This is a genomic window from Bradyrhizobium sp. 142 (assembly GCF_023074015.1).
Classification (GTDB): Bacteria; Pseudomonadota; Alphaproteobacteria; order Rhizobiales; family Xanthobacteraceae; genus Bradyrhizobium.
Map to the genome: position 1 here is coordinate 1 of NZ_JADPKQ010000290.1, position 12,560 is coordinate 12,560.

Consider the following 12,560-nt stretch of genomic DNA (forward strand, 5'->3'; position numbering starts at 1 on the left):
GGGCGATGATCTGCACCGCCCACAACCTCCGAAAGCTCGCGCTGGCTGCCGGATGAGCGCCGTCATGTTATCGTCGCGGCCACACCGCGACTAAACAGATAGGCTCCTAGCGGCGCTCACAAGACTGCGCACAAACAATCTGAAGGGCCTCAGCACCACGCTTACGCTTCACGATTGAAGCGCACATCCAGATCCCATCCGGACCGGTCCTTTTGAACCGAGAGCAATGCGAAACCGTCGCCCGGGAAAAAATCGCGTCTCGACGTCAATGCGGTAAGGGCTGGCCGACCCGGCAGAGAATGCGAATGAATCGGCTTCTATGAAGTCATTGGCCGACTCCATTCGCGAAAGTATAGCGTGAAAAAAGACCGGAGCTGTGAATGGAGTGGAAGACGCATTTCCTGCCGGTATCTTCGCAAACTACGCGCGCCATCGTGATGCTGCTGATGTGCTCATCGCCGGAAGAAAGACCAGCCCCTCGACTTCGCGGTCGCAGATAAATTTCAGAAGTTCATTTCGAGACCTTGGAAACCCGTCCCAGGCATCCGACGACAAGCCGTACTCGGATTGAGACATTGCGAGCCGTCGCGGCAGCAAGGCAGCCGCGGTCACCACAAACTTCGGTCTGTTGCGATATCGAGGCGAAGCGATCCATCCGCGACAGCAGTGCTCTGCTGGGCTGAGCCACGCACTTGCCAGGAACGCGCCATATAACATCCACAGCCAAATTCATATCTCCCCGGCAGGTGAGACAGTACTCAGCACTTCTCTGGCTTTAGCTGCACGAGATCCACACCGGCTGAAAGGCGCTGCATTTGCATCCACGCCTTCCCCGCCAGATCTGAACTCGCGAATTTGGCGCATATCCTCGTTTCGCCCTCGAGGCCGATTCTGGAGTCCGACACTTCGAGAACCTGACCTTCCGCCTTCATTCCACGCAGGAGTTCACGAAAGTCTTCGACCACCTGTCGGCCCTCCTCGGACAGGCCTTTGCCCCGAGATAACGCGTAAAAGGCAAAGCTCTGAAGCTCGAGAACGGCGTCCGGCGGACCGGTGTCACGACCCGAGTCAGCAGATCCAGCTGTACGCATAATCCATCCGCCGTGGATAACCGCAAAGTTCGCGGCGCGATTGTTTGCCTGATCCCGCGGTTCAGTCAAATCCAGGGTCTTGCGTAGCTGTGCAGTCTCGACTGTCTGGTAAGCGCAGACGAGTTGCCAGGGGAACGATAAACTAACAAGTCCCGAGAGCAGCAAAGACGCCATCTTCATAGTGGTACCTTGGGTAGGCCTCAGCCGTCAGCAGCCCAGGCAATGACCAAGGCTGCTAACGGCATCATTCGTCAGGTTACTGGATCACTGCTTCGGTTTGCAGATAGTCGTGTCAATCGTGAATCCGGCTGCCGGCCCGTACAGGCAGGCGATTCCATTCTTGTCCTGGGCGGTCAATATCAGCGACCAATCGCCCTTTCCGTTACACTGAGGATAATGCATGACCGAGAAGGCATCATAGTCGGTCACACCTCTCCAATCGTTGTCCTCAAAACAAGTTCCCGACTCTGGTCGGGTTTGTTCATGTCGTGCGCCCAACGTATGTCCGAGCTCATGCCGGAGAATGCCCGTCAGCGAGAGCTTCCCCCCAGCCGGAATCTCGAATGCTGAGTTATCAATGAGGACATTGCTCGTCACGCGGTCATCGTTCGGGAAAAATGCGCGCGCCAAATATTGGTTGAGATTGACCGGCCTGACATCAAATTTGACGTTTGAGTTGGCCGGCGTGCAGTTTGAATCCTCTGCATTTACGTGCACATACTTGATGTCGGCAACTGCTTCCCAAGCTCGCGTCGCATCGGCCATGGCGCTCACAACGGTGTTATAGCGGTTTCCGAATCCACCCGAATCCGCCGCAGCATTGTTCACGCAGTATGTGAGTGCTTTCTTATCTGCCGATTTCCAAACGATGTCCACTCCCAGTATACTCATGACCGCAAACTCAGTGGTCGCATGTCCTGCGACCTCTACGTTCTGCTTGTAGAACTCTTCGAGCCCTTTGTCGGTGGTAATGGGCGTGTCCCCGTTCACAATGTACTTCCCGTTTTGAAACGGCTCCTTGGTGACCGATTTCTTGAATTCCTCAAACGTCTTGGCGGCCTCCTTCTGCTTCACTCTCGCCTTTTCGGCGGCACTGCGCAAAAAGAGCTTGCCTTCGTCGGGGCTGAACGGCGGCTTGCTGTCCTGCGCAAGAACATTGGAACCAGCAACCATCGAAACGGCCAAAGCCAAGGCCGTACCGGTTAGCGGCCAGCGAACTCGTTGGGGCAATACTGATGAAAAACAAAATCCAACAACCATGGTCTACTCCTCTAAGATTAAGGTCGTAAAACTGGTCAACGACAACCTTAATGATCATATCACAATACTGAGGTTCTGCCAGCGCGCGGTCGTCGCATGTTGCCCCCGCAGCGCAACACGCACGGCAAGCCCACAAAGACGCGCTCACCCCCGTCCAAGCCCGGGCGCCAATGGCTGCTAGATATGACCGCCCGTCAGACGACAAAGCAGTGCTCAATTGCAGTCCGGCCGCGAGTTGTGATCGAGCGCTCCGTAGTGAGACCGAACCACCCGTATCTTTGGGCCTCCAACCAGGACAAACAGGTTGGAATACTCGGACTCCGAAATCTCTCCCATCTCAGGTCCGCCTAGACCAGTAATAATGCCCGGAATTGTGACCGTATGACCCACAATGAGCACAGCACCATCGTTCGATGCGCGGGCGGCATCCACAACCCGCCAGATATGAGCAGGCAGATCGGTCGGGCCGTTCTTCAAATTTATGACAACGGGTTGAAGCGCAAGCGCTTGCGCCAAAGGTCCCGCGGTTTCGTTCGTACGCCGAAAATCCGTCGCGATCACACGCCTCACTCCGGCGCTGGCGAGCGCAGCCGCAAGAGCCTCTGCGCGTTTCTTACCGGCTTGCGACAATGGTGGATCGTCTGAATTCGTACAGGCTTTTTCCGCGTGCCGGACGAGAATGACCAACGGAACGAGGTCCGTCGACGCTTGCGCGAGCGCGGGCGATACAAATGCGACCAAGAGCTTGGCTGCTGCCGAAACAATGAAAAACTTCACGCGCATGCTTCGCTTCACATTGTCTCTCCGGCGCGCTGCTCTCTCGGAGCACCTGCCCGCTTCTCCTCGTCACGGCGCCCCGCTGAAGACTTCGCCGCAAATCGGTCCCAGGCGCATCGATTTCGGCCAACTAAAGACCAAATCTTTCCTTGATGAAGCGTAGTTGCACGGCCCGGTTCTCCTGACTCCACTTTCCCCCGTGATCGACAAACCCCCAGTGATGGAGGCCCATCACCTTCAGATCGGCCCGCCTGAGCACTGGAGATCCGGAGCTGCCATCCATGGTGTCGCACGAGTGACCGAAGTCGCTTTCCTTGCCCACCTTCACTCCGTCTGCCGGCATTGTTGATACGACGCAGTCTATGCGTGAAACAAATTTGGGAAAGCCTGCGGGGTGCTGGACCACGACAGCCGGCTCGTTGAGAATTGGAATGGCGCCGCTGAACGCAAGAGAGCCCCATCGTTTGCCCGGCGAACCGGCAACCTCTATCAGGGCCGCGTCAAGGTCTTCGTCCTTGTCGACGAGCCGCAGGCATTTCTGCATCTCGTCCCCGAGGGGAGACTCGGATTTGTTGAAGCCGAAGATCACGTCCGCTGATTTGCAGATCGCATCGCTATTGATGCAGTGATGGTTGGTGAGCATCTGATCGTCGCTCACCATAAACCCCGTACAAGCTGCGGGCCCCTCGCTGCTCACAAATGAAATCTTTGCTACAGGACGACTAGCAACGAAAATTTCAGGCTGATTTGCGCGAATGTATTCGATGTTCTCCAGGTCGAAGTCCCTGACAATATTGAGCGTCGGTTTTGACGGCGGAACGTGAGACGCAACAGCAGCAATCAGGACGCGGAATTCGGCTCCGGCCGGTGTCGATCCCGTCACTTCGACCAATGCCGAATTCCCCCTGATTTCCGGCGTCCACACAAAACGCTCTTCAGCCAGTTTCTCCGTAGAATACCGCGCCACCTCGCTGTTTCCGGCGTCTCGAACGATCACGGCAACGCCGGGCGACGATCCCCCGGCATTTTCCAAGCGAAGCTTGATGGTCCTCGCCGTTGCACGCCCATGTATGACGGCAACTCTGCCGTCTGGCGATGCGTCCGAGGACGAAAGCTCCTGTTTGACGTCTTGTAGCTGGCCGTCGATCAGCGGCGCGCGCCCCTCATCGAAGGCTTGGGCGGTGACCTGAAAATGAAGCATCGCCGTCAAGATGGCGGTGACACAGCCCACTCTCCATGCCATCGACGTCTCCCTTCGCATTGGCACGCGGCGTTACACCCGCTTCATCATGGGAGCCACGTATCGAACAACGTCTTTGACCGGAAACGCGCGCCCGCGCTCCAACGTCCCAAGACCACCACCGGCGAGCTCTTCCATGACATCCAGTCTGAGCGTCCCATACTTGGCAATCACGCGCCCATCCTTCGACAGCGGCGCGCTGCTATTTTCCGGTGATCGTTTGTGAAAGATGGTGAGATCAGCTTGACTGGCATTCACACGCAGCCCTCTCAGTTGCCTTGGCGGGACCACGATGCTGTATGTGTACTCGGAATTGGCAGGTTGGAATTCCAAATCGGCGTCGTCCGAATTTACAACGTTTCTGACACGGTACCGCCTTCCGCCCTTGTCCTGCAGCAATCCGTCACCGTCAGGAATAAGGGTGCAGACGGGATCGATTTTGCCTCCGAAGATGACGTTCGCATCCTCGTCGCTGGTGCCTGCGGGCGGCGTCACTGGTGACGGCATTGGTTTTGAGCAGGTGATGAACCGCTCCTTGATATCGGCCGGAACGGCTCTTGGTTTCATGGCCCGCAGCATCGAAGCGATTGCGGCGACCTGCGGCGCGGCCTGGGACGTGCCGCTAAGCAGTCCTAGATAATTGCCCTTCACCGACCCCAGAATTTCGGCTCCTGGAGCAGCTACGTGAACCCGCCGGCCGTAATTGCTCCCTACACCTCCGCCAATCGTGAGAAGGTCGGTGTCGGACGCGCGGTCCAGCGCAGCAACAGAAATGACATTCGGAAGATCAAGGCAGGCAGGCCTCATGTCGCAGATGGCTGTAAAGTCCTCCCCATCATTGCCCGCCGCAATGACGAACAGCGTTAAAGAACCGGCACGGCGTATCACGTCGAGGACCGGATCACCCAGCGGGCGACTCCCCGTTCCCACCGAACTCGATCCACTGGATCCATCAGCTGTTTCCCTCGGATAAAACATGCTGATGTTGACAACATCCAAGCCGCCCTGCGTGCCGGCCGCCTCAAGCATCTTCCGCAACAGGGCGCTCAGATCCAAACTCGACACTTGTACCTGCTGACCGATCGTTGTTTGTTTGATCTCTCCGGCATAGAGCGTTGCGAACGGATTGATTCCCCACAATCGATCTCCGACCTTGCCGACCATCAGGCTAGTGACATGTGTCCCATGATTGCCAGCGCTGATCTGTTTGGAGGGCTTCAACCACTTGCAGGGCATGAAACCCAGAGCCATTGCCGCCGGAGCCGGGATATCGATTCCGATCGGCTTCAGGCGGTTTGCTGCCTTCAGTTCATCAAACGCACAATGCGCAAGGTCGAGATCCGTATCGATGATACCGATGCGTCCACCTTTTATGGCGTCGGGGTAGTCTGAAAGAGTTCGATAAGGAAAGGACAGCCCATCGAGAAGTCGTTTCTGGAATTTCGACAGCTCTGATGGATCTACTTCGCAAGGAGAGGTCTCGCTTCCTTTGCAATTGGTGTCCCATTCCGGTGCCAGCGCGTTCGGCACAAGACGAGCCGAGCCGGATGCTGTCGTGCCGAGCGATTTAAAGACAGCGTCCAAGCCTGGAATAGTACTGGCTTGAGCGGGTGTCTGAACCCGATATTCAGTCTCTGTCGGCTGCGACGTTGTGGCGGATACTTCTCCCGTCTGCAGAACAAGCTGGCCGCTCTGTTCTGACGATGTCGGCGTTATCTCGACTGTGGGATGGCCGGTGCCTTTTTCCGAAGCGGTTGAGATATCGATACTTCGCGCGATGAAGGACGCCTTCGGAAGCAGAACCGCGCCCGCATAATCGCGCTTGAGCTTCTCGCCTTGATTGCGATTCATTCCGAGTATCAGCTTTCTGCATTGATCGTCGTATCGATCGCACGCACCAAACTCACGGGTCACGATGTCGCTGATCTCCTGGCCGGCTCGCTTGCGATAAACCACCCAGTCCCGATCCCGCTCGACCCGGATACTCGGAAGCCAGAGAGAGGCAGAAGGCCCGACGTTCCACTTGCCGACGGAAGGCCTCGACTTTCCGCTCGGCCTTTTGGAATCCGGTATCACGTCGCGAATGTAGGCGCCCGACCGTTGTTCCTCGGAGGTGGACTCGATCCTTTCACGGTCGCAAACATCCGGATTGAGGTCACACGCAATACTATCAAGTTCCAGCGGGAACGGAGAGCCATGGAACAGCTCATTAGTTCGAAATACCTCCTCAATGTTGGCGAAGCCGATGACCTGATAGCGCTTCAGGGGGAGCCGGCCTTCATTGAAGAGCGAAACGTACAAGCGCTTGAAATCGGAGGCTATCTCGTCAGGCTTGTTGCCAATCGTTCGAAAATCGATGATCGGCGGCTTGACGGGGGCAGTCTCGCGGGCAGCCGTAGCAGCCGCAATTTGACGAGCAGCAGCGTCACGCGCAGCAGCTTCACGCGCAGCCGCGTCTTCGGCACGAGCCGCGCTTTCACGGATCAGATCACTTGACAAAGCGATCAGATACATGGGTGATGCTTGGTTGGTTCGACCGTCTGACCCGATGTGAAGACCGAGAATGGCAAGGTCCCTGACCGAGTAGAGCAATCCACCACTGCTGCCGGCCGTCGTATCGCAATCGTGGAGAATCGTGCCCAGACTATTAGTGCCAAGCACCGAACAATTTGTGGCTGTCTGCAACTCAGCTTTCTCATTCATGCCGACAAAGAATGCGCTTTCGCCCTTGAGTGGGATGCGAAGCAACAGCTTCGCGGTGCCGAATGTTTGAGACGGAGTCCCTTCCACGCCGAAGACGGCATAACCCCGCTCCTTGTCGATTTGGGACGGAGAGCTCTGCACGCGGAACGACTTCCGCTCCTGTTCTGTCGGGCCGAAAACGACCGTCAGATTTTCGGCACCGAAGGCGCAATGCGCCGCAGTCAGGATTTGGCGATCGGAAATGATCACGGCCGTGCAGATCTGCGCGGTTCCGTCCGGCAGCACGGAACGCAACAGTCCGACAGCTTGCGCGGCTTGCCGAATTGGATCGTTCGGCGCCAGAGAAGCGACCGGCACGGAGTCATCGACGCCGATTGTTGCGGCGTGCGCAGTGCTTGCAGCGAGCACAACAAGTACTGGTAAGGCAAATCGAGCAATGAATTTCAGAATGACACGTGTCATGTGATTGCACCGTGCATCTGCAACATCCGCCGATATTCGCGCCGCGAACAACAGCAGCGGCGCCGACTTGAAATAATGGCTTACAAGAAATAATCGCTTACAATAAGACGTCTTCGAACATCTTACAACCATAAAGTGCTTTTGGCCCTCGTGGGACTCGCGACGTCGACATCATTGGCCGCGCCAAAGAGCTGGAGTTACCGGCCACCGTGGACGGAATGACAATAGCTTGGCGGCGCCGACTTTCCAGGATGGCGCCCCCTCGACTTCCAAGATGGCATAACCGAGGTTTTCATTGATCTCGACCGGGGGTGTCTGGACAGTGAAGCTGACACGCTCCGGCTCCCTTTGGCCAAAAACAGCCGTCGCATTTTGCATGTCAGCCGCACAGTGAAATGCAGTCAGGATGTGTCGATCAGAAATGATGAACGCAGTACAGATCGCTTTGAAGCCGTCAGATCGTTCAGAACGCAGTAAACCGACTGGCTGGCCAGCTTGTCGGACCGGATTGGTCGCGATCAGGGAAGCGACTGGGACCGCATCATCCTGGCCAATTATTTTGGCGTGGCTGGCATCGGCGATAAGCACAGCCAGCAGAAGCAGAGAAATGCAGGCAATGAATCTCGTAATCCCACGAAGCATGGATCTTATCTTATTGCCTGAGACTTGCACCTTTACGCCTTGCATCGTGATTTTGCTGGATCGCAGCAAGGTGCAGATGGAGAGAGCTAGCTAGCGCGCCTTCGGTAATCTTACAACCAGAAAGCGCCTAACGGATAGCTCACGACTTTTGGGTGAACGCAAGACTTCAGGCCTGAACTCCTCCAGCATGGCGTGCGGTTTCACTATGGCCACGATGGATAGGAGCGTGATCCTTACGGCAAGCACGAGCCGCCTCAACGCGTCAGTACGCCAATCTTTTGCGATGGCCGCGCCCGTCGCAACTCGGGGCTTCGGTTGGTTTGCGCCGCAGCAAGGCGACTGCCCTCAAAGGCGATAAACGTGGCAGCCTGGGACGAAGTTCAACCGCGACGCTTGTCCGGAACAGCGGCTCCAGGACAAGCATCTTCCCTTGCGGCAACCTCTGAGCGCCAGATAAAGCAAGACTGCTCTTTTTTCACCAGGCTGCGCAGACGCACCATCGGCACTCTTTGCCGCTTCGATAAGAAACGCAATTCCGAGTTTCGCGAAGCGCGCGTGGTGGGCGCCCATCGGGGTCCAACACAACGACCGTATCCTGCGTGCCGTGGATTGCACGATTCTAGTCCGAGAACGCTGCCTCGAACGGAAGGGCGGCATGCCCGCCGTTCCGGGTCCACGACTGATGATCCGAGCGCGCGTAGCCGCATGTGTTTCGGCGCGCGTGATCTGGTGAACCCCAGTAAGGTTGTATTCCTGCAGCGACTTCCCCAGAAAAGCGTTGAGCTCAAGACTGACAAGATCGTAGATCAGATAAATGTCTTGCTCGGCGCCTTTGAAACCAGACATGTCCATCTGCAAGACGGCGATAACGTTCTTGCCTTCACTCTTGTATTGGTCCTCAAGTTCGTCCGCCCCTCGGATACCGATCTCCTCCGAATAAGTCATGAACTGTATTGTTCGCCTCGGCTTGAATGATTTTCCATCAGCACTCGGAGCATATCGGCTTACCACAGCGCAGGTCGGTTGACAGAGGGAACCTCATCTGATCTGCTATTTAAAGCTGTAAGGTGACAGGGGATTGCCTTGACCGCGTGCCGTGGCGTTTTTGCTCCATTGGTTGTTGCCTGTTTGGGCGCTTGCGCAGTAGTTCCTGAAATCCCACCCGACTTCGCCCTTCCCGTTCGTGCGATCGTCGCGCAAACAGCCTGCGAGCTTCGTGACGCGTTTATCGCCATTGATGCAACACCAGAATTCAAACGTTTCAAGGCAAAGCAGTGGCAGGTCAATATTACGCTCCTGCCAAGAGCCGAAGTCGATCTCAATGCGGGCGGCGGTCTGACACGACGAACCCTAAACAATCCTTTGCGCTTTACGACTTGGGCCCTCAACGGGCCCGGCGTTCAGCTTGACGACAAGGGTATTCGGAGTAGCGGGATAACATACAGCTTCGTTTCAGGAAAACTTATGACGGACAGGACATTAATATGTCCTCCTGACTATCCGTCAATCCACGTGCTGGCTCAGCATTTGGGTGTAGGCCGATGGTTGTTTCGGTCAGCTGAAACGCTTTTAGTTGCCTCCTCGCTTTCGGCTGACAAGCCAAATTACAACAGCGAAATCACGATCCGATTCTCGGCAAACGGGACATATACCTTCATGTTTCCTGCGGGGACCGATCTTGCGAGTTTTGGTGGTAGCTATTCACTCGACGAGCAATTGAACATTAGCATGGTCCCAATTGCCGATAAGGAAACTCTTGAGGTCACCTCCCTTCCGAATAGTCAGCAATATACGAAGCGGGTTACTTCGCGGGTGTTCGTGGTCGCACCGGAGGTCCGCCAAGACCTACAGGGCATTGAGACGGCGATACGCAGACTGCAGGCACAGTAACAGGTGGAAGGCGGCCATGAAGTGGATCTTGTACATGATGCTGTTCACTACTCCGGCAGCCAATGTAACGAACAAGGCCGAAAGGGAATGCCTTTCTCACAGCGACGTCAAGCAACTAGCGACAATCGTCAAGTGCCGCCCCGAATATGAAGGCAAGCACATATGGTCGTTGCAAAGCACCTCACAGTTGGAATTTTCGAACTTTCAGGGCTGCGTAGCGACGCAGAATAAATTGATTGCAAATTCCAACGTCGCATCCACGATGACGCTGCGCACGTGGTGCTTTTGCGACTCGGACAAAAACGAGTGCCCGACCGATGAGGAGGCGGTCGCGACGATCCGAGGTATTTGGTCTTGCGAATTGAGTCCCACAGGCCAAACCTGCGAGGACGCCCGCAAGACGTTTAACAATTTCGTTGGTCAGAGTCAGGCCCCGGGCAAAGGCCAAAACTCGACGTCGATACAGCTGTACCCCCCTCCACCAGACATCCGTAGCCGTGGACAGCAATAGCTGGAACGCGGGTCCGTTATATTCAACCTCAATTGCTGCATTTGGCTCGTCATGCTCTTCACCATCGATCGCGCCGCCGTGGTAGACCTACATTAACCCTCGTAGGAACCTATCGAATCGCCGACTGATAAGCTCTGCGACCAAAGCTTAATCAGTTGAAGGCTGGCTCAAATAACGACAAAGCTTATTCGGGTCCTATGTTAAACGTGGCGGACCGACGCCAAACACCGCCCCGAGGCGGACACCTTCGGACGATGAGTTGCCGCTCGCCCCCACTGGCCCCATAAAAAGAACTGAACTAGGTCGCCTTCGAAAACCAACCATGTAGCAACTTCTTCAGAACCTCCGCTGATAGCTCGCTAGCAAGAATCTGCGTATCGTCCCTCTTATCTTTATCAGCAAAATCAGCAACGCCCTTGATGGCTAGACACTCGCCTCTCTTTCCCAGAGCGAGCTCATTCGCCGAGTAAATAGCGAAGATCTCCATCTCTAGCCCCAGAGCAGCGGGATGCCGACTAAGAACCTCTTTCGCGACCGCCTCACTTGAAACGACCTCCGATCCACTCACAACAAGACCAGGCTTAATCGCGGGTATTTGGGCTACTTTATCGCCATACCTCTCCTTCACCGCCAAATAGTCCGACCGCCTCGAAAACTCCTCTAACACGCCAAACAAGCTACGATCCTGAGCTTCGACCCGGCGCGCAACTAACCCGCCCAAATCGCTCGACCAATTGCGAGATTTTGCTCTTAAATCAAATTTCTCATCGCCGTCCTTATCTACCGACTTGCCCTCTTGCCAGCAAGCCGATTCGCGGGCGACTAATACATCTAAGATCTTTACGCCCTTCGCTTCAAACCCCGCGCACATTCCGACCATGGCGATGACGCGGGGGCGAAGTATCTGCATGCCTTGCGTCACGACCGCTGCTGCGGATGACAATCCGGCCTCGCCGATACAAACAATCGCAACACGTATGCGAATCCCGCCGCCCAGATTAATCTGCCCGAAAATGCTTCTGTCAGGCCACAGCGGATGCTCCGCTCCTTTTTTCTTGCCAAAAAAGCTATTCTTTACAGGTTCGTACTCAGTTTTGTGCCGCGCGACCACAATTAGAAGGTCGTAGTCGAATGAATTGAAACGGTAAGCACTACCGTTATGCAATGCGAGTGCTAAGTACTCGATCTTCGCTGATATGGCAGCCGCCCACTCGTCGGATTCCCAGTCGAAGAGGAAGAATCCGAACATGTTCGCTTCATAGAAGCTTTTTTCTGCATCGGCTACATCGCTGTGCGCCGTCAACCCAAAGACATGCATCGGATAGCACAAACTGCCGTCCAATATGTCCCTAAGCAGTTGCCGAGACCACTTCTCTGAAGCCTCCTCCTCACCGGCTGGAATCTTGATGTCCAGTATGACGAAGTCGAAATTCCGAGACTTGAGTTGATCACGCGCGGTTTCGTACCGGTCCGCCTCTTCGAAGACAACATCGAAGTCTGTAAGCTTCGATCGCAGACTGCCAACAACAGCCTGCCGCTTCTTCGATAAATCATCAACGAGAAGTATCGATAATCTCTGCTTCATCTAAAGTGTCTCCTAACGGCTCTGGTCAACGCCATTCGCCAATCAGAGCCCCCCAAATCTACTTCGATCAACTCACGAAAATTGGCCGGGAATGCATCTTGCAAGACTTCTATAAGCTCTTCGGTTGATTTGAAGTCGCCGTATTTTGTGCTCACAAATGAATCATGCTGAGTCGCAACGATAACTGGATAGGCCAACCGCATTTCGTTGAGCTGCTGCAGTATTTCGAGACCAGCCAAGTATGGACGTGAGAGGTGGCTCCCTACCTGCTGCGTCCGACGAAAAGAGAGGTCGAGCACGATACCTGACCAAGCGTCTCCTGAGGACAACAAATGCCCCGCGATCACGATCGTATCGGTCTCAACGACCTCAAACTGCTCGTCTGCTTCAGACAAACAT

11 protein-coding genes are annotated in these 12,560 nt (G+C 55.5%); 2 read left to right on the forward strand and 9 right to left on the reverse strand.

The window, feature by feature from the left end:
* Positions 1 to 758: 758 nt before the first annotated feature.
* The 7 genes from IVA82_RS25040 to IVA82_RS25070 form a co-directional block, all read right to left on the reverse strand.
* Positions 759 to 1,271: a hypothetical protein gene (locus IVA82_RS25040; protein ID WP_247493604.1), complete on the reverse strand. Its 513-nt coding sequence runs from the start codon at positions 1,269 to 1,271 to the stop codon at positions 759 to 761.
* Positions 1,272 to 1,355: 84 nt separating this feature from the next.
* The gene (locus IVA82_RS25045; RefSeq protein WP_247493605.1) at positions 1,356 to 2,351 is read right to left on the reverse strand and encodes a matrixin family metalloprotease; all 996 of its coding nucleotides are present in this window, start codon (positions 2,349 to 2,351) and stop codon (positions 1,356 to 1,358) included.
* A gap of 213 nt (positions 2,352 to 2,564) precedes the next feature.
* Positions 2,565 to 3,128: a phosphoglycerate mutase family protein gene (locus IVA82_RS25050; protein WP_247493606.1), complete on the reverse strand. Its 564-nt coding sequence runs from the start codon at positions 3,126 to 3,128 to the stop codon at positions 2,565 to 2,567.
* Between the two features lie 130 nt (positions 3,129 to 3,258).
* Entirely contained in the window at positions 3,259 to 4,371 is a 1,113-nt protein-coding gene (locus IVA82_RS25055) for a serine protease (protein ID WP_247493607.1), read from the reverse strand.
* Between the two features lie 30 nt (positions 4,372 to 4,401).
* Positions 4,402 to 7,533, reverse strand: coding sequence for a S8 family serine peptidase (locus IVA82_RS25060; protein ID WP_247493608.1), 3,132 nt, complete (start codon positions 7,531 to 7,533; stop codon positions 4,402 to 4,404).
* Between the two features lie 171 nt (positions 7,534 to 7,704).
* A complete protein-coding gene (locus tag IVA82_RS25065) occupies positions 7,705 to 8,175 on the reverse strand; it encodes a trypsin-like serine protease (protein WP_247493609.1) in 471 nt (156 codons plus the stop codon).
* 345 nt (positions 8,176 to 8,520) lie between these two features.
* Positions 8,521 to 9,186 (reverse strand): M28 family peptidase, encoded by a 666-nt coding sequence (locus tag IVA82_RS25070; RefSeq protein ID WP_346659682.1) that lies wholly within the window; start codon positions 9,184 to 9,186, stop codon positions 8,521 to 8,523.
* A gap of 72 nt (positions 9,187 to 9,258) precedes the next feature.
* On the opposite strand from IVA82_RS25070, the gene IVA82_RS25075 reads away from it, so the two are divergent.
* Positions 9,259 to 10,065, forward strand: coding sequence for a hypothetical protein (locus IVA82_RS25075; protein WP_247493611.1), 807 nt, complete (start codon positions 9,259 to 9,261; stop codon positions 10,063 to 10,065).
* Between the two features lie 34 nt (positions 10,066 to 10,099).
* A complete protein-coding gene (locus IVA82_RS25080; protein WP_247493612.1) occupies positions 10,100 to 10,576 on the forward strand; it encodes a hypothetical protein in 477 nt (158 codons plus the stop codon).
* A gap of 298 nt (positions 10,577 to 10,874) precedes the next feature.
* Here the strand turns inward: IVA82_RS25080 and IVA82_RS25085 are convergent, their stop codons facing one another.
* Together IVA82_RS25085 and IVA82_RS25090 are read right to left on the reverse strand one after the other, a co-directional pair.
* Positions 10,875 to 12,161, reverse strand: a complete 1,287-nt coding sequence (locus tag IVA82_RS25085) for a hypothetical protein (protein ID WP_247493613.1) — start codon at positions 12,159 to 12,161, stop codon at positions 10,875 to 10,877.
* Complete coding sequence (locus IVA82_RS25090; RefSeq protein WP_247493614.1) at positions 12,158 to 12,556, reverse strand: hypothetical protein; 399 nt, start codon at positions 12,554 to 12,556, stop codon at positions 12,158 to 12,160. The genes IVA82_RS25085 and IVA82_RS25090 overlap by 4 nt, the downstream gene beginning before the upstream one ends.
* Positions 12,557 to 12,560: the final 4 nt, after the last annotated feature.